We start from the raw sequence: 17,785 nt of genomic DNA, 5'->3' as shown, positions 1-17,785 counted from the left end.
GGCACGCACCGTCGGCATACGTCATCTGCTGCGCACGGCCGCACACGGTCTGCGCGATGCACAGCGAGCGGTGACACGACGCGGGCCGCATCGGGTGCCGATGGTCGGAGCGCCGGGCTCGCGGGCGATCTTCGCCATCGACGGCGCCGAGCAGGACTACACCGCCGTCGCGGGCCCGAGCTGGCGCAACGAGGTGTGCGCGCGTACGGCGCTGCAGGTGGCGTTCAACCGGCCCATCACGTTCGCGCCGCGTCTCCGTTGTCCGCTGCTGGTGCAGGCCGGCACCGAAGACCGCATCGCCCCGCTCGCCACCGCCCGTCGAGCGGTCGCCAGAGCCGGCGCTCACGCGGAGCTGCGCGAGTACCCCATCGACCACGTGGACGTCTACACCGAACCCGCACATCAGCGCATCCTGGCCGACCAGCTCGATTTCCTGGGCCACCGCCTGTCGGCCTCCGGGTCCCAGCACGCCGCAAACACCACCACCGATTGGAGTCACCGATGAACGTCAAGAACCTGCGCAACCGGGTCGTGCTCATTACTGGTGCGGGCAGCGGAATGGGCCGCGCCACCGCCCTTCTGTGTGCACGACGCGGCGCTCGGCTGGCCATCTGCGATCTGAACGAAGCCGGCCTGAAGGAGACCGCCGAGGCCGCCCGCGAACTGGGCGCCGAGGTGCTCTCGCAGACCGTCGACGTCACCGATACAGAGGCGATGGATGAATTCGCCGAGGCCGTGCACTCCCGGTTCAAGGCGGTGGATCTGCTGATCAACAACGCCGGCATCGGCGTAGGGGCCGGTTTCTTCGACACCGCACCCGAGGACTGGGACCGCCAGATCGCGGTCAACCTGATGGGGGTGGTGCACGGCTGCGAGCGATTCATCCCCCGCATGATCGAACGCGGCACCGGAGGCCAAGTCGTCAACGTGGCCTCCTCGGCCGGCTACGCCGCGGTCCCGGCGATGTTCGCCTACTCCGTCACCAAATTCGCCACGTTCGGCTTCTCCGAGGCCCTGCGCATCGAGATGCGCCGACACAAGATCGGGGTGACCACCATCTGCCCGGGCCTGATCAACACCCCGATCACCCGCACCAGCGTCATGCGTGGGGCCCACGCCGATGAACGAGCCGCTAGGGTCGCCAGGCTGTATGAGCGTCGCGGTTACGCACCCGAACGGGCAGCGGTCAACATTCTGCGCGCGGCCGGCCGCAACCGCGCGGTCGCCCCGATCGCACCCGAAGCCCATCTGATGTACGCGCTAACCCGCATCGCGCCGCCCGTGGCGCGATGGTTGGCCGCCCGCACATCCGCCGTCCTCGCCAAATAGACCGCACCACGGCTCAGAACGCCATCAAGGAGGCACACATGAAACAACGCACTGTCCGGATGATCGAAACCAACCGCATCAAGCTGAAGGTGATCGTGGAAGGCAGCGGCCCGTTACTTCTTCTGCTGCACGGCTTTCCGCAGAGCGGCTACCTCTGGCGCAACCAGATCGACGACTTGGTCGCCGCTGGCTATCAGGTTGCCGTGCCCGATCAACGCGGCTACGGCGGCAGCGACAAACCAGCAGGAGTTGAAGCCTACGACCTGCTGCAGCTGTCCGCCGATGCGGTCGGTATCGCCGATGCACTGGGACACGAGACGTTCACGCTGGTCACCCACGACTGGGGTGCGATCGTCGGCTGGCACGTCGCGTTGCTGTATCCGCAACGGGTAAACGCGGTCTTCGCGCTGAGCGTGCCGCCAACTATAGGGACGCCCGTCGGCGCCCTGACACGCCAGGAGAACTTCGGCGACAACTTCGTCTACACCGTCTACTTCCAGCAGCCCGGTGTGGCCGAGGCCGAACTGGACGCCGACGTGCGCAAGTCGCTTCGCATGCTGTATTACTCCGTCAGCGGTGACGCGCCGGAATTCGGGTTCATGCGTCCCAAGCCCGCGAGCTCAAAGATGCTCGACGGTTTGGTCGACCCTGATCCGCTGCCCAGCTGGCTCACCGAGGAAGACCTTGATCAATACGTCGAGGATTACCGCGATGGGTTCCGCGGTCCGATCAACTGGTATCGCAGCATCGACCGCGGCATCGGGCTCACCCGCCGTCTGCAGCAGAGCAAGATCACGCAGCCGTCCCACTTCATGATCGGCAGCCTGGATCCCATGAACGTGCTGCTCGCGGTTCCGCTCGCCAACTTGGCGCAGAACGCACCCAACTTGCAAGCCAACGTCGTACTCGAAGGTGCCGGCCATTGGCTTCCCATCGAGCGGCCAAAGGAAGTCAATGCCGCGCTGCTCGACTTCCTCGCCGGATTGGACAGCGCGCCGCAGTCGCCGTCCATCACCAAGGAATGAAATCGCCATGGCCACAAGAACCGCCGGCTTCGCGCCGCCGCTCAATCAGATCGCGTTCTCCGTGGTCGACTTGCGCCTCATCGACCGTTGGTTTCGCGAAGGCTTCGGCCTGCTACCGTCCGGCGGCAGTCGGGCGTTGATGCGCGGCCGGCTGGCGGCCAATGTGCAGGGGCTACCCCGGGCGGCCTCGACCTGCTGGTGGCTGCTGGGCCGAAACTCGTGGTTTCAGCTGGAGCTGTTCCAATTCGAACGGCCGATCGCCACATTAATGCCGGCGGATTTTCGGCCCTGCGACATCGGCTACACCCGCATCGGCATCTGGGTCGAGGACTTCGACGCCACGATGAAAAAGCTTGCCGGACTTGGCAGCCAGCCGCTGGCTGATCCAATGGGCGAGCGGGGCGGACGGCATGCTTGCGTGCGCAATCCCGACGGCGTCTATGTCGAAATCATGGAAGACGACCCGCTGCCGCAACTCAACCAGCGCGGACGCATCGATTGCCCGGCGGCGATCCGTTCGGTGACGTTGTCGGTACCCCAGTTGTCCGACGTTGCAGCGTTTTTCGAAGAAGGCATTGGCCTCAAGGCCAGCACCGCCACGCTGCACACGCCAGAGCACGAGGCGCTGTGGGGCCTCGCAGGCGCGACCACAAAGAGCCGGCTTTTCGATGCCGGCGAGGTCCTCATCGAGGTGGTGCAATACCTCGACCCGGTCGGAAAGCCGCGGCCTCATGACTACCGGTTGTCCGACCAGGGCATCCTCAACATCGCGTTCGGTGCGCGTCGCAAGGCCGACTTCAACGCGGTCTATCGACATGCCGAAGCCTTCGGCGCCCAGCCCAATTGCCGGCCCGTTCACCTCCCGGCGACTGGCTCGGTGGTCTATGTCAATGATCCGCATGGCTTTTCGGTCGAGATCCTGCGCACGAAGCCGGGATTGGCCGACCGGATCTTCGGGTTCAAGCCACGACCAGTGGGCAAGCGACCGGATCCGGATACCCGCCGGATCGATCATCGGATCATCATCAGCGCCCCCGCGGACAAGGTGTGGGACGCAATCACCGATCAAGACAACATGGCCCGGTGGATCGGTTTCGACCCGGTCGTCGTCCGCAAGGAAGGCTGGACACAGCGCCACGGCGCTGGTACCGAACGCCTGATGCAAGGCCCGCGCGGAGTTGGCCAGGTCGTCGAGCAAGTGTTAGCCACGACCCCGCTGCAACACCTGCGCTACCGCGTCATTGAAGGGTCACCGCTGAGCAATCACCAAGGCGAGGTCACCCTGAAGCAGTCCGGCGCGCAGACCGAGTTGGTTTGGTCCATCCGCTTTCGACCCAAGGTCGCCGGCACCGGCGCGCTCCTGCAGAAGGTGTTGCAGGCCAGGTTGCGCACCATGCTGAACGAACACCTCAAGCCCTACCTCGAATCGGCAAGCGCAGAAACGGCTGTCAAATGAACGCGAATCCACCCGACCCACACCATGTCGGCGTGTTGATCATCGGGGCAGGTTTCTCCGGTCTCGGCGCCGCGATCGCGCTCCAAAAGGATGGGTATACCGACTATCTGGTGGTCGAGCGCGGAAGCAATGTTGGCGGCACCTGGCGGGTCAACACCTATCCCGGCGCAGCCTGCGATGTGCCTTCCCACCTGTACTCCTACTCGTTCGCACCGAACCGGACGTGGACCCGTTCGTACTCCAAACAGCCCGAAATCGAGGCCTACATCCAGCAGGTGGCTCGACAGCATCGGGTTCTGGACAGACACCGGTTTGGCTGCGAGGTTCACGAAGTGCGCTGGGACGAGCAGGAGGCACAGTGGCACGTGAGCACGTCAGCGGGAACGTTCACGGCGAATTTCGTTGTCTCGGCGGTGGGTCCGCTCACCGAGCCGGCATTGCCCGACATCGACGGTCTCGACGAGTTCGCGGGCGAGATCTTCCACTCCGCCCGGTGGAACCACGACGTCGACCTGACCGGCAAACGCGTCGCCGTCATCGGGACCGGAGCCTCGGCCATCCAGATCATCCCCGAACTGGCCAAAACTGTGCGGCAACTGGACGTGTATCAGCGCACCGCACCGTGGGTGCTTCCTCGTCTCGACCGCGAATACACGACCACAGAACGCCTTGCCTTCGCGTACGTTCCCGGCTACCAGCGTTTCGTACGAAGTGCGATGTACTGGAGCAAGGAACTAATCGGTTTCGCCTTGACGTATGCGCCTAAAATGCTTGTGCCGGTGCAGAAATTGGCCAAACGCCACATCAAGCGCGCGATCGCCGATGCACAACTGCGCGCGAAGGTCACCCCTCGCTGGCAGATCGGTTGCAAGCGCATCCTGATGTCGAACACCTACTACCCCGCACTGGCACAACCGCATGTCGACGTCGTCACCGATGGCATCGCTGCGGTGCGACCCAACGCCATCGTCACCGCCGATGGCAGCGTTCGAGGGGTCGACGCGATCGTCGTGGCCACCGGCTTTCACGTCACGGACTCACCGACCAACGAGTGCATCATCGGCCGCGGCGGGAATAGCCTCGCCGACACCTGGCAACGGGCGGGCGCGAAGGCGTACAAGGGCTCGACCGTGCATGGTTTCCCCAACCTGTTCGTCATGACCGGGCCCGGAACGGGGTCGGGTCACACGTCGGCCGTGTTCATGATCGAGTCGCAGCTGAACTATCTGCGCGATCTGATCCGGACGACGACCACAAGGGGCATCGCGACCGTCGAGGTCCGCAAGGACGCGCAGCGCGCCTACAACGCGAGTATCCAACGAGGATTGCGAAACTCGGTGTGGGAAGTCGGTGGCTGCTCGAGCTGGTACCGCGACAAGTTCGGCAAGATCACCACCATGTGGCCGGGCTTCACGTTCCGCTTCCGCCAGCAGACCCGCACATTCGACCTCAACGCATACCACGCGGTGCACGCCCGCGACCTGCCGGTCTCCGCTGAGAAGTACGCGACGCCAGCATGACTCGCTTCTTCAGCCACCCGTGGGTGATTGGTTCCGCCGCAACCTTTGGGGACTGTCGCCAAACCAGCGACGGCAGGCGCGGGTAAAGGCCGCCTGATTGCTGTAGCCCAGCAATGCGGCGACCTGTATCAGCGGTATGGCGGAGGACTGCAGGTATTCACTGGCGTGCTCGCGCCGTAATTGATCGACGATGTTCTCGAAAACCAGATTTTGCTCGCTTAGCCGTCGCTGAAGTGTCCGTTCATGCAGTCGGAGTTGGCGCGCGATGTCGCACAGGCTGAAATGTCCGGTCGCTAGGTGGCGATCGACAAGTGCCGAGGTCTGTTTGCCGATGTCGAGTGGGAAGCGTTGCACCACATCGTGGATGTAGCGCTCGGCCTTGCGGCGCAATTCGTGATCGGCCTGGTCGATCCTCACGTCGAGCAACACCGATGGAAAAATCAGAGCGTCAAACGGCTGCTCGAACAAGACGGTGCATCCGAACGCCTTGCGGTAGCGCGCAGGGGTGACCCCCGGCGAGTGCGGCAGGCTCACCTGCCAGTCGGCGCCGGCATCTTGGGCGATCATCCGAAGGACCTTGCACGCGATGACATAGGACAGTTCAACGACGTGGCGGCTGGGCGCACCGACGAAGCCCGGCAAGCCGCAATGCAGGCAGGTCATCCCGGCAGCGGTATCGGTGTTCATCGTCAACTGTGTGCCGGGCGTGTGATAGGGCATGTGGCGGACGATCGCTTGCAGTGCTTCGCGCACATCGGCGGCGTAGCGGGCGGTCAGCGCGACCGGCCCGAGCACCGAAATATCCTGCAAGCCCCCCAGGCGCAGGCCAATATCGGGCAGCCCCAGCGTCTCGGCGGCGCGGTCGAGCAGCGCGGCCGCTGCGCCGAACGGAACCATCGCGTCGGGCCTTGACAGCACGTCGGCGTCCAATCCGACCGACTCCAGCAACGCCCCAACATCGCCGCCACAGCCGCTGACCAGCTCGGCAAATCCGGTCAAGGTGCGCACCCGGGCGTAGACCGGCACCGCAATAGGCATGTCGTCAAATGTAAAACACGTGTCGCCAAATGGAAAGACATCGGGGGTGGCCGGGCCCTAGCGTCGACGCTATCAGTTCAACGAAAAGGAGTTGATCCACATGGAACAGGTCGCCACAATGTCGACTTCCGCGGCGCCGCTGAAGCGGGCCATCACCAACGAGGAAATCCAGCAGTACCGCCGCGACGGCGTGGTGTGCCTGCGCGACATCCTCACACCAGAATGGATCGAAACGATCCGCGCCGGCATCGATGAACAACGCGAGGTGCCCGGCCCCTACGCCACGATCTTCGAAAGCGAGCGCAGCTATGCCATCGCCGAGCAGCTCTCGTCGAATTTCAACGAAAAGCTGCGCAGCGCCGTGCGCCAGTCCGGCGTCGGGCGCATTGCCCAGGAAATCCTGCAGGCGCCGCAGGTGCGTCTGTTGCACGACAACATCTTCTACAAGGACGCCGGCGACATCTTGGAAACGCCGTGGCACCAGGACACCGGTGCTAGCTGCTTCGACGGGCTGAACATGGTCCGCATTTGGATTCCGGTGGATCCGGTTGCCCGTGAGACCGCCATCGAGGTCGTGCGCGCATCGCATCTGTGGAACGCGTTCTACGTCTCCGGCGACCTCGACGCCTACAAGGCCGAGGCCGTCAACGCCGAAGCCAACGCGTATTACTTCGATCACTCACCGGAGCCCTACGCCCAGACCCCCGACGTCGAGGCGCACCGGGATTCCTTCGACATCATTGGCTACCAGCTGCAACCCGGCGACCTTGTGGTGTTCAATTTCCACCTCTTACACCATGCCGGCGCGGCCCAGAACAGCCCGACCAAGCGCCGTGTGCTGTCGCTGGTCTGTGGCGACGACAGCATCACGATGCGTCGCCGACCGAACATGGTGCCCACTCAGGTCGAAGTCGCTGGGCGGACGTTCGCCGATGGGCAATCGGTCAGCGACTTCCCGGATCAGTTTCCGGCGATTTGAGGAGGGTCGAGCAATGAGTTCAGTTCTGGTCACCGGGGCCTCCCGGGGCATCGGCAATTGCGTGGTGACCGACTTGGCAGCCAAGGGTTGGGACGTCATCGCCGGGGTGCGCACCGAGCAGGACGCGGCCAAGTTGAAAGCCGCCCATCACCGCATCACCCCGGTCATCCTCGACGTGACTAACGCCGACGACGTTGCCGCGCTGGACACGTCGCTGCCTGAGCGGCTCGACGCCGTGGTCAACAACGCTGGCATGGTGGTCGGCGGGCCGATGGAAGCGGTCACCCTTGATGAATTGCGTCGGCACCTCGACGTCAATGTGGTCGGTCAGCTCGCGGTAACGCAGGCGGTGTTGCCGCGCTTGCGCCGCTCCCGTGGCCGGGTCGTGTTCATGTCCAGTCTCAACGGCAAGGTGACCTCCCCGCTGATGGGGGCCTACTGCGCATCGAAGTTCGCGCTGGAGGCCACCGCCGACGCGCTTCGCTTGGAACTCAAGCCGTGGGACATCCCGGTGGTGATCATCGAGCCGCCGCAAACCGACACCGATATGTGGCGCACCGTCGACACCATGTTTGAAGCCACCGCCGCTGCGATGTCTGAGCAGCATCGGAATCTGTACGACTGCCACCTTGCCGGCTTTACGAAGTCGATTCCGATGTCGCAGAGAATCGCCGTTGCGCCGGAAAAGGTGGCAGCCGTCGTACAAGCGGCGTTGACCGCCCGCCACCCGCGGGCCCGCTACGTCGTCGGTGTCGGCCCCAAACTGCAGATGGCTTTGGTGAACACGCTGCCGACCACCGCACGGGATCGATTGCTGCTTGCGCTTTCCCGCCAACCGAGCCGACCTTAACAGCCGGCGTTGTCAACCAAGAGGATGAATTACCAATGAGCACAACGACTACCGGCTTTGTTCCCCCGCTGAATCAGATCGCTTTTTCGGTGGTCGACCTGAGGCTCACCGAACGGTGGTTTCGGGAAGGTTTCGGGCTGCTACCGGCCGGCGGGAGCCGCGCGCTGATGCGCGGCCCACTGGCCGCCCACGTGCAGGGGCTGCCGCGGGCCGCTTCGACCTGCTGGTGGTTGGTCGGCCGCAACTCGTGGTTTCAGCTCGAACTGTTCCAGTTCGAGCACCCGATCGCCAAACTAATGCCGGCCGATGCCCGGCCCTGCGACATCGGCTACACCCGCATCGGGATCTGGGTCGAAGACTTCGATGCCACACTGGAAAATCTCGCTCGACTCGGCAGTCAGCCGCTGACCGCGCCACAGGGAGAGCGGGGTCTGCGACGTGCCTGCGTGCGCAATCCCGACGGCGTGTATGTCGAGATAATGGAAGACGACCCGGTGCCGCAATTCAACAAGCGCGGGCGCCTGGATTGCCCGGCGGCGATCCGCTCGGTGACGCTGTCGGTGCCCGAACTGGCCGACGCGGCAGCGTATTTCGAAACCGGTGTCGGCCTCAAGCCCAGCACCGTCATCCTGCACACCCCAGCCCATGAGGCACTGTGGGGGCTGCCCGGTGCCACCACCCACAGCAGGGTGTTCGACGGCGGTGAGGTGCTCGTCGAAGTGGTGCACTACCTCGATCCCGTCGGAAAACCGTGGCCCAACAACTACCGCATATCCGACCAGGGCATCCTCAACATCGCGTTCGGCGCGCGCATCAAACCCGACTTCAACGAGGTCCACCAACGTGTCGAAGCGTTCGGCGCGAAACCGAATCACCGGCCTGCCCATGCACCCGGCGCCGGCGTCGTCTACGTCAACGACAAGCACGGCTTCTCCGTCGAGTTGATGTGGACAAAGCCTGGGCTGATCGACCGGCTGGTCGGATTCCAGCCACGCCCCGTGCACAAGCGCCCCGATCCCGACACGCGCAGCATTCAACACCGGCTCACGATTAACGGACCGCCTTCCGAAGTCTGGGAGGCGATCACCGATCAAGACACCATGGCCCAGTGGATCGGCTTCAATCCGGTGACGGTGCGCAAGCACGGCTGCACAGAACGCCACGGCGCCGGTTCGGAACGCGTGATGCAGGGCCCGCCCGGGGTAGGCCAGGTCGTCGAGCAAGTGATCGCATCGAACCCGCAGCAAAGCGTTCGCTACCGCGTCATCCAAGGCTCACCCCTGGCCAATCACCAAGGCGAAATCACCCTCAAGCAAGTCGGCGCGCGCACCGAGCTGCACTGGGCCATCCGCTTTCGGCCCAAGCTCCCCGGCACCGGCGCGCTGCTCCAACGACTGTTGCAACGACAGTTGAGCTCCATGTTGGAGAAACACCTCAAACCCCGCATCGAAACCCGCCCGCTAGTTCGCGCGAAACACCAATCCCCACAACGTTAGGAATTCACGATGAGCCGCTTCGACATCACCCAGACCAACGTCGCCGTAGAGCGACTGATCGAGACGACGACCAATCCGCGCCACCTCTACCTCCTGCACGCCTACAACCGGCACCGCTACCTAGAAATGGCCGGGCGTTTCGAGGAAATCTTTGCCCCCGACATGACCGTCGAGAAACCCGTCTACCACTTCAATTTCGTTGGCGCCACCACCACCATCGAAGGGGCCGAGGCCGTCAAAGACCTCTACCGCGAGTGGGCCCGCACCGGCCAGTGCATCTTCTACGACGGCGGCGACGAGAAACTTGCCGTCAGCGACCACATGATCGTCTCGACGGGGAGTATCTACCAACAGACCCCTGGCAGCATCCTCGCCGCCGCCGGCGGCGCGCCGGTCGATCCCGACGCCACCTACCTGACCAAGACCGCCGAGCACATGATCTGGCCCTACGACGACCACGGCCGCCTGATCGGCGAGCATGTCTGGGAATACGACGAGACGCTCCGCGAGATCATCCCACTCGACCCGGCCGATGTCCTCACCGTCGAACAGTCCGCCAAACTGCTGGAGCCGCTGATCAAACCACTTCCCGCCGATAACCCGTTCACCGCCGGTGACGCAGCACGGCTGTGAGCCGCGTTTTCGGGGCCCCAACAAAGATAAGGAAGCACATGAGCAATCGTCAGATCGTCCTCGTCACCGCGGGCGCATTGCTGGTGGTCTTGGGACTGATGGCGCTTTGGTGGCCGGTCTATCTGAATCACTACGACCAATTCGGCATGCAGATCGCCTGTGGCAGGGGCTTTAGCTCCAACCTCGCTCAAGCCGCCGACGCCGGCGGCGACGGCCTTGTCGTGCAGTGCGGCACGGCGCTGCTCATCCGTCGCACCTGGGCGATTCCGATCACTGTCGTCGGGTGGCTACTGCTCACCGGGCTTTTGGCAACCTGGGTACACAACTCGCAGCAAGCGGACGAAGAAGCCTCGCGCGGCTGAGAGCGGCACATCGTGCAGACCAGCCGCCGTGAAGCCACAATTTTTGCGGGGTGGCGCATTTCGAATGGTCACAAACACGGAGGTGTTCACACGACGGGTCTGGCTTCAATCGCGTTGGGTACGGCTCCTGTCGTCGGCGGCGCGCTGCTGGGTGCGGCGGCGGGGCAGCTCAAGGCGCCCGATTATCGAGCGCTGATCAAGCAGGACATGGACCTGTTGGATCGGCTTCCGCCGGAGGCGACGGCCCGAAGGGCCGCGGTGCAGCGCACGATCGATGCCCGCATCGACGACCTGGTCGCCGCCACCGAGAAGAGCCGCGCGCTGCGCGCGGCGGCCGCGTCGTACAAGGGAAACTGGCGTGACATCGTGTTGTTCCTCTGCACGGTGTTGTTCACCGTGGTCTGGTGGAACATCAAGCACAGCCGGACCGATTGGCTGCCAGTGTTTATCGCGCTGATCCTGCTGTCGATCCTCGCCGCCGCCTATGCGCTACGTGGCGTGCTGCGGGCAGCAGCCACGTTCGTCAGCCGCGGCCGCCGCCAGCGCGCCGAGAATTCTCAATCGCGTTAGTAGTGTGCAGCGCGTGGACGATAGCAGCGCCGTGACGGTTAGCACAGCACCGTCGACCCCGTCGAAAGCGCAACGCCGCATTCCGGGCGAGCAGGGCACTTGGGTGTTCCTGCTGGGTGACATGCTCGTCTTCGGTGCGTTTTTCGCGACGTTCATGGTTGAGCGGTCGAAGAACCCCGGGTTGTTCGACGGTCGCGCAAGACGCTGCATGTCGGCGTCGGCCTGACCAACACTCTGGCGCTGCTGCTCAGCTCGCTGTTCGTGGTGATGGCACTCGGCGCGATCCGGGTGTTGCCGTCATCTGCCTGCGGGTGCGCCGCGTCGAGGGCCAGTGGGGAGTGCTGGCGGTCACTCAACTGTTCGCGGGGGTCATCTTCGTGCCTGTGTACATCTTTCCGGTGATGACAGTCGCGGCCGCGGCATTCCGTCCCGAGCAGCGCCCGCCAGAGATCACCCAGGCGCTCAACGACGTGTTCTGGCTGACCTTCATCGGCATAATCTTCCCGGGCCTGATACAAGCTCTGGTGCTCACCGTGGCAACCTTCGTCGACCGCAACGACCCGCCGACATTTCCGCGCTGGTTCGGCTACTTCAACATTTGGTTTGTGCTGCTGTCGATGCCGGGTTCTCTGGTCGTGGTGTTCAACGACGGGCCGTTGGCCTGGAACGGGGTGTTCGCGTTCTGGATTCCCCTCAGCGCGTTGGTGACTTGGGTGGTGACAGTGGCCGTGGTGATGCTGCGCTCGATACGCACGGAGGAGGCCGCTTCCGCACCCGCAGCGACGCACCCGTAGTGCATTGGGAGGCCTCAAGACGGCGAAGCGTTGACTCCTATCGAATCGCCAAACAACCCGAGCGGCGTGTGAACTCCTCATGGAGTTTCGCAGTTAAGCATGACTTCGTCCCCGGACGGTGTGTCAGGTGTATGCCACTCGGACGCGCTCAATCTGACCGGTGAAGGGGAAAGGGGCCTTGTCGTAGTAGTCGAGCGACACCGGTGAGCCGAGGCAGCAGCCGATGTCAAGGCAATCGTTCGCGGTGAACAGCAGCGGTGCGCTGACCGGGACCCGGCCCGTCGCGAGGACCTCTGGGCCCACTTTGATGCTGACGTCGAGCGGCCCGGCGGGGCGCTGCTCGGCATGTCGGGTTTCCACCACGATCCGGGTGGGTCCGGGCGGCAGTTTGGCTGTCGAGCGAATCTTGGTGCGCGAGATGATGAATAGGTTGTACTCGTAGCACAGGTAGCCGTCGTCGAGGTAGCAGGTGACCCCGCCGGCAAAGCCGCCAAGAGCATAGAGGACTCCACTGGCTTCGGAGGGCAGGTCGGCCTCGATTGTGACAGTGTTGCTCTTGGTGCCCAGTGCTGGCGCACAGAACTCGGGGATGCGGGTGATCGTGCCGGGAAACTCCCATTCGCGATAGGGCGGTGTGATGCGCAATTCGGGATGGAAGACGGGCACCCACAGGCCGCCGCCGATAGGAAGTACGGAGTTGCGTGCGGCTTCGATGGCGAACAGTTCGCGCATCTGCGCGAGCTTGTCCGGCTTCTCAGCGGCAAGGTCGCGGGCTTGCGACCAGTCCTCGTCGAGGTGATAGAGCTCCCAGCGGTCATTGTCGGGCGTCCAATCTTTAATTCCGGGTGGCAGTCCCGGTAACCACGGCACCCGCGGACCGAACGTTGAGGCCATCCAGCCGTCGTGATAGATCGCCCGGCTGCCCATCACCTCGAAGTACTGGGTCTTCTTCCCCCCGGGCGCGGTCCGGTCGGTGAGCGTGCGCGCGAAACTTGCTCCGGCGATTGGGATTTGAGGCACGCCGTTGACGATGAGCGGCGCCTCGATGCCGACAATCTCGTAAATGGTCGGTACGACGTCGTTGCAGTGCAGGAAATGATCCCGCGGCACCGGGTCGGCCGCGACTTTCTTGGGCCAGCGGATCGCCAGCGGATTGCGGGTACCGCCCAGATGCGAGGCGAGCAGTTTCACGCCCTTGTAGGGTGTGCTGCCCGCCCAGCCCCAGCCGGAGTGGTATTGATTATCGGTCTTTGGCGAGCCCAGCACATCAAGGCCGCCGAGCTGCTCGAGTGCGTCGATGTGCATCCGCGGGGTGGTCGGAATGCCGTTCTGCGCAAGCAGTTCGGCGATGGTGCCGTCCTGTCCCTCGGCCGAGGATCCGTTGTCACCCCAGATGTAAAGAAACAGCGTGTTCTCGCCGTAGCCAAGCCGATCCAGTTCATCGACGATCCGGCCCACCTGAACATCGCAATGTTCGGCGAACCCGGCAGCCACCTCCATCAGTCGGCGCTGAAACGGTCTTTCGTCCTCGGGAATGTCGTCCCACGCCTTCATTCGCTCGTCCCGGTCGGTGAGCTCACATTCTTGTGGGATCCAGCCCCTCTCCATGGCCCGCTCGAAGACCCGCTGGCGGTAGACATCCCAGCCGTCGTCGAACTTGCCGGTATAGCGGTCGGCCCACTCCTTCATGATGTGGTGCGGACCGTGCAGGCAGCCGCTGGCCCAATACATGAAGAACGGCTTATCAGCTTGCAGCGCCTTGTGGTTGCGCAGCCAGTCGATCGCGTCGTCGGCCAGATCCTCGGACAGGTGATAGCCCTCCTCGGGCGTCTTTGGTGGCGCCACCACGGTCGTGTTGCGCACCAAATGCGGCTCGTATTGCGACGCCTCCCCCGCCAGGAATCCGTAGAAATACTCGAAACCCAGCCCGGTGGGCCAGTCTTCGAATGGGCCTGCGGCCGTGGTGTCTTCGGCTGGGGTGTTGTGCCACTTGCCCCACGCACCGGTGCTGTACCCGTAGTCCTTGAGCACTTCGGCTACCAGGGCGCTGCTGCGCGGAATCCTGCCGGCGTAGCCGTCCCAGTCGTTGGCCAGTTCGGCGATCTGCCCGTTGCCGATCTCATGGTGATTGCGTCCGGTCAGCAGCGAGGCCCGCGTCGGCGAACACATGGCCGTTGTGTGGAACCGGTTATAGCTGACGCCCTCGGCGCAGATCCGATCCATCGTCGCGGTACGCACTTCGCCACCGAACGTCGTCGGCAGACCAGGCCCGGCGTCGTCGATCAAAACAATCACAATATTGGGCGAGTCCTCATGCAGCCGAGGCGGAGCGACACGCTGGGCATACGTGGATTCCTGCAAAGTTCGCCCGGCGATGCTCGCCGACGGTGTCGGCGGAAACGGCAACGTCGCCCCGCCCGGCAGCTTCGGCGCGACCAACCCACTGGTCGAATTGATGCTGTTATTTGGGGCCGCATCCGACATGGCTGCTCCTCTTCTCGAAGCTGCACTGGTAGGTGATCGAAGCGGAATTGCTCGAAGTGAGACCGAATCTACTAGCAACTTTCGGTGCGCTTGACGGATCGACCTGACAACTCCCGATGAATCGTTGGGAATGGCCAGCGACGGACTCCAGCGCCAACACGGCCTGATATCTCTGCTCAGCCACGCACAACTCCCTCATCGAAGGAGTGTCAAGGATCAGCCGAAACACTGTCACGCATCACCCGAACACGAAATGTCACGCATCAGCCGAGGTCATACAGCTCTCACGTGGGGCGGGCGGGGCTCGAACCCGCGACCAACGGATTATGAGTCCGCGGCTCTAACCAACTGAGCTACCGCCCCGTGTGCAATTCGACTGTTCAGGTTAGCGCCTGGAGCGCGGCGGTTGGCGCTGGCCTAGCTGCGCGACAGACTCCGGTAGCGCTGCGCGCTTCCAGCCTCGACCGCGCGCCTTTCCTCTAATAGGGCTACACACCGAAATGCCAAGTCGACCGAGCGATAGCAGTGATGCGCGATCAATCCCAGTTGCTTCAACTGTTCATCTGTCATGACATCTGGCTCGCTAAAGTCCCGCACATAAACGATGTCGGCCTCCGTGAGCTGATTGACCCATGGAAGAGCATCGACTTCGAAGTCCCCGATCGGTCTTCGGCTAACCTCGGCGAAGCAGTGCGGGATAAATCCCTGACCACGTAGCTCCGAATCGACCTCCCCGAACGACGGTTGGTTCAGATACAAGGTGATGAACGACACCTCGGTCTGAATCGCCACCGCCTCGGCGAGTTTCTGCTGCCCGTTCTGGAACACAGGCAGCTCACTTCCTTGGACGTCGATTTTGAGCAAGTCGACGTGCTCGATCTCGGAGATATCGTCGAGACGTCGAGTCTCAGTGGGAACGCGCTCGATCACTTCACCATGCGATTGGAGACTCGGAAATAATCCCAGCGTCGTGGGGTCCGGTTCGAGTAGGCTCGTCATTCCCGTTGCGCGACAAACCTTCAACGTGTGCGACCTACCGTCGCCCACCGCGCATGGCAGATACAGCTCGTTTGGGCCGCGTTTTAGCAAGAGCGCCAAGAAAGCCTGCTGCTGTGGCTCGAAGCCGGTCACATGACAGAGGCCGGCCTTGAGCATCGGGAGGTAAGGCGGTTTGCCGCCGTCTAGAGGATTGGCCCCGACATCGACGACGTGTGTGAGGCGCGACGCCGAGAGCAAATCCCGAAGGAACAACTGGGCGCCCGAGCCGATGCGGGTCGGCGCTACACGCCGACGCGTGGATGGTCCGGAACGCCGCTGGCAACCGCCGCCGCGTAGGCGCGGGCCAACGTCTCGAGAACCTCCGGCGTCAAGGTGTGGTCGGCCTCGTGCTTGTCGAGCACCGCGATGATGGCCCCGAATAGAGACTCGGCAGCGTCGTGCTGCGCTTCCTTTGCTGTCGCCATGGCGTTTCCTGCTACCCACCTTCGGTCGAGCGGTTATCGGCAAGCAATAGTCGCACGCGTGTCCAGTTAGACAGACAAACGTCAGGTGAACACCGTCTGACCGTCGACGTCGAGTAGATACTGTTCAGTGCCGTTTTGCACCCGCGGAGCATCGCCGCCCAGCGCCACCGCGATTTTATTGCTGGCATTGCGCATCACATCGAAGGTCAGCTCGACGGCCTCGGCGTCGGAGAAGTGCGCACGCACCCCGGCGGCGGCGGCGCGATCGATATGGCTTGGCGACCAGATCAGCGCGTCGGCATACCGCAACGCCGCTTTCTGCCGATCGGTCAGCAGCACTGAAGCTTCGAAGTGCTCGATGTCGCCATAGAGCGTCTCCGACCCGCCGGCATCGAGAGCGGTCGTCTCGCGCAGCGACTTGCACAACCGGCAGTTGTGTTGAGCCGCGCCGCGCAGCCGGACCATCTCGGACGTCAGCGCATCGAGTTCGCGCAGCCGCGCCACCGCTGGCAGAAAACCGTTGAACACCGCGTCGGACGGGTCGGTCCTGTGATCCCAGGCGATCTGGCCGTCCGCCCAGCCCAGGTACTCTTGGCCGACGCCGAGGACCTCCAGCCCGGCGCGCACTCGCGGGACGAAGTCGGCGATGTACATCTGCACGACGACACCAAACGTGCTATCCCCCAACGCAGACCACAACCCCGAGCGCCGCTGGTCTGCGATCATCGAGACGTCGACGCTGAACTGTTCAGCGAAGTCGGCTACGACGGCTTCGACATCTGATGCCGGGCTGCTCACCTCGACCTCGGCAGGAAGTGGGGGCAACGACAACGTCTCCGCGCACACCCGCCGGACCAGGGCGGCGGCCCGGCCGTCGGCCGGCGACAGCGCGACCAGCCGGGTCAGCTCGTCGTCACGCACCCTCGCATTATGTCGCCTGGCTGACCGAGGACATGTGAAAGTCGGGAATCCGCAGTGACGGCATCGCCGTCCGGGTGACCCAATCCCCCCACTCCCGCGGCAGCGTCCGCTCGCTGACACCCACCTGGGTGGCGCGTCGCAGCAGGTCTAACGGGCTCTCGTTGAACCGGAAGTTGTTGACTGCCGCCGTCACCTCGCCGTCTTCGACCAAGTAGACGCCGTCGCGGGTGAGCCCGGTCATCAGCAGCGTGGTGGGATCGACCTCGCGGATGTACCACAGCGTGGTCAGCAGCAGACCGCGCTCGGTCGCCCCGACCATCTCCGCCAAGCCGGCGCTGCCGCCGGTCATCACCACGTTGTCGGCGGCCACCGCGACCGGAGCCGCGAACTCGGCGGCCGCGGCCCGCGGGTAGGCCAGCGCATTGATCACCCCGTCACGGATCCAATCCACCCGCTCGATATCCATCCCGTTGTCGAAAACCGACAGCGTCTCCGTCGAACTCGCGGTTGCCACAAACGGCGTGCAGTCCAAACCGGGCACGCTCGGATCGGAATACAGCGTCAGCGGCAAATCGGTCAGCCGCTCCCCCACCCGGGTTCCGCCATCGAGGGAACACAACGCGGTGCGGCCCTCCTCTGCGCCCCGGCCGGCCATCGACCAGCCCAGGTAGACCATCATGTCGGCCACTGCAGACGGCGGCAGGATGGTCTCGTAGCGGCCTTCGGGCAGCTCGACGCTGCGCTCGGCCCAACCCAGCCGCATCGAAAGCCGCTCCAGCAGCAAATCCGTTGGGACACCCGCAAAATCGGGCGTGCCCACCGCCACCCACGCGCTGGCACCGTCGCGTTTGGCGTTGATCTCCAC

18 protein-coding genes, 1 tRNA gene and 1 pseudogene are annotated in these 17,785 nt (G+C 63.9%); 13 read left to right on the top strand and 7 right to left on the bottom strand.

The annotated features are described in order from the left end of the window. The 5 genes and pseudogenes from WB785_RS05935 to WB785_RS05915 form a co-directional block, all read left to right on the top strand. Window positions 1–505: pseudogene (locus tag WB785_RS05935) on the top strand (alpha/beta hydrolase); the annotation flags it as partial. Beyond that, window positions 502–1,329 (top strand): SDR family NAD(P)-dependent oxidoreductase, encoded by an 828-nt coding sequence (locus WB785_RS05930; RefSeq protein WP_424077826.1) that lies wholly within the window; start codon window positions 502–504, stop codon window positions 1,327–1,329. The pseudogene WB785_RS05935 and the gene WB785_RS05930, both read left to right, overlap by 4 nt. A gap of 38 nt (window positions 1,330–1,367) precedes the next feature. Further along, the gene (locus WB785_RS05925; RefSeq protein ID WP_424077824.1) at window positions 1,368–2,354 is read left to right on the top strand and encodes an alpha/beta fold hydrolase; all 987 of its coding nucleotides are present in this window, start codon (window positions 1,368–1,370) and stop codon (window positions 2,352–2,354) included. A gap of 7 nt (window positions 2,355–2,361) precedes the next feature. Further along, complete coding sequence (locus WB785_RS05920; RefSeq protein WP_424077823.1) at window positions 2,362–3,810, top strand: SRPBCC family protein; 1,449 nt, start codon at window positions 2,362–2,364, stop codon at window positions 3,808–3,810. Next, window positions 3,807–5,330 carry a flavin-containing monooxygenase gene (locus WB785_RS05915; protein WP_424077821.1) on the top strand — a complete coding sequence of 508 codons (1,524 nt, stop codon included), beginning with the start codon at window positions 3,807–3,809 and terminating at the stop codon, window positions 5,328–5,330. Before WB785_RS05920 ends, WB785_RS05915 begins: the two co-directional genes overlap by 4 nt. Window positions 5,331–5,339: 9 nt before the next feature. Here WB785_RS05915 and WB785_RS05910 read toward each other — a convergent pair whose 3' ends face one another. Further along, entirely contained in the window at window positions 5,340–6,368 is a 1,029-nt protein-coding gene (locus WB785_RS05910) for an AraC family transcriptional regulator (protein WP_424077820.1), read from the bottom strand. A gap of 100 nt (window positions 6,369–6,468) precedes the next feature. On the opposite strand from WB785_RS05910, the gene WB785_RS05905 reads away from it, so the two are divergent. The 8 genes from WB785_RS05905 (at window position 6,469) to WB785_RS05870 (ending at window position 12,052) form a co-directional block, all read left to right on the top strand. After that, window positions 6,469–7,347 carry a phytanoyl-CoA dioxygenase family protein gene (locus tag WB785_RS05905; protein ID WP_424077819.1) on the top strand — a complete coding sequence of 293 codons (879 nt, stop codon included), beginning with the start codon at window positions 6,469–6,471 and terminating at the stop codon, window positions 7,345–7,347. Window positions 7,348–7,360: 13 nt separating this feature from the next. Then, window positions 7,361–8,197 carry an SDR family NAD(P)-dependent oxidoreductase gene (locus tag WB785_RS05900; protein ID WP_424077818.1) on the top strand — a complete coding sequence of 279 codons (837 nt, stop codon included), beginning with the start codon at window positions 7,361–7,363 and terminating at the stop codon, window positions 8,195–8,197. Window positions 8,198–8,232: 35 nt separating this feature from the next. Further along, a complete protein-coding gene (locus WB785_RS05895; protein WP_424077817.1) occupies window positions 8,233–9,693 on the top strand; it encodes an SRPBCC family protein in 1,461 nt (486 codons plus the stop codon). Window positions 9,694–9,702: 9 nt separating this feature from the next. Then, window positions 9,703–10,326 carry a hypothetical protein gene (locus WB785_RS05890; RefSeq protein ID WP_424077816.1) on the top strand — a complete coding sequence of 208 codons (624 nt, stop codon included), beginning with the start codon at window positions 9,703–9,705 and terminating at the stop codon, window positions 10,324–10,326. Between the two features lie 38 nt (window positions 10,327–10,364). Continuing rightward, a complete protein-coding gene (locus WB785_RS05885) occupies window positions 10,365–10,688 on the top strand; it encodes a hypothetical protein (RefSeq protein WP_424077815.1) in 324 nt (107 codons plus the stop codon). A 114-nt stretch (window positions 10,689–10,802) separates the two neighbouring features. Then, window positions 10,803–11,258 (top strand): hypothetical protein, encoded by a 456-nt coding sequence (locus tag WB785_RS05880; protein ID WP_424077813.1) that lies wholly within the window; start codon window positions 10,803–10,805, stop codon window positions 11,256–11,258. 13 nt (window positions 11,259–11,271) lie between these two features. Then, the gene (locus WB785_RS05875) at window positions 11,272–11,484 is read left to right on the top strand and encodes a hypothetical protein (protein ID WP_424077812.1); all 213 of its coding nucleotides are present in this window, start codon (window positions 11,272–11,274) and stop codon (window positions 11,482–11,484) included. 85 nt (window positions 11,485–11,569) lie between these two features. Then, on the top strand, window positions 11,570–12,052 hold the full coding sequence (locus tag WB785_RS05870) for a hypothetical protein (protein WP_424077811.1): 483 nt from the start codon (window positions 11,570–11,572) through the stop codon (window positions 12,050–12,052). A gap of 123 nt (window positions 12,053–12,175) precedes the next feature. Here the strand turns inward: WB785_RS05870 and WB785_RS05865 are convergent, their stop codons facing one another. The 6 genes from WB785_RS05865 to WB785_RS05840 form a co-directional block, all read right to left on the bottom strand. Next, the gene (locus WB785_RS05865; RefSeq protein ID WP_424077810.1) at window positions 12,176–14,536 is read right to left on the bottom strand and encodes an arylsulfatase; all 2,361 of its coding nucleotides are present in this window, start codon (window positions 14,534–14,536) and stop codon (window positions 12,176–12,178) included. A gap of 289 nt (window positions 14,537–14,825) precedes the next feature. Continuing rightward, window positions 14,826–14,899: transfer RNA gene (locus tag WB785_RS05860), tRNA-Ile, on the bottom strand. A gap of 54 nt (window positions 14,900–14,953) precedes the next feature. Beyond that, window positions 14,954–15,772, bottom strand: coding sequence for an FkbM family methyltransferase (locus tag WB785_RS05855; protein ID WP_424077828.1), 819 nt, complete (start codon window positions 15,770–15,772; stop codon window positions 14,954–14,956). A gap of 44 nt (window positions 15,773–15,816) precedes the next feature. Then, window positions 15,817–15,999: a hypothetical protein gene (locus tag WB785_RS05850; protein ID WP_424077808.1), complete on the bottom strand. Its 183-nt coding sequence runs from the start codon at window positions 15,997–15,999 to the stop codon at window positions 15,817–15,819. Between the two features lie 81 nt (window positions 16,000–16,080). Continuing rightward, the gene (locus tag WB785_RS05845) at window positions 16,081–16,920 is read right to left on the bottom strand and encodes a carboxymuconolactone decarboxylase family protein (protein ID WP_424077807.1); all 840 of its coding nucleotides are present in this window, start codon (window positions 16,918–16,920) and stop codon (window positions 16,081–16,083) included. A 7-nt stretch (window positions 16,921–16,927) separates the two neighbouring features. Continuing rightward, window positions 16,928–17,785: metallopeptidase TldD-related protein (locus tag WB785_RS05840; RefSeq protein ID WP_424077806.1), on the bottom strand; the 858-nt coding region annotated here is incomplete at its 5' end.

This window comes from Mycobacterium sp. (genome assembly GCF_049585075.1).
In the GTDB taxonomy this organism is placed as follows: Bacteria; Actinomycetota; Actinomycetes; order Mycobacteriales; family Mycobacteriaceae; genus Mycobacterium.
This window is presented reverse-complemented; position numbering and strand designations above follow the sequence as displayed.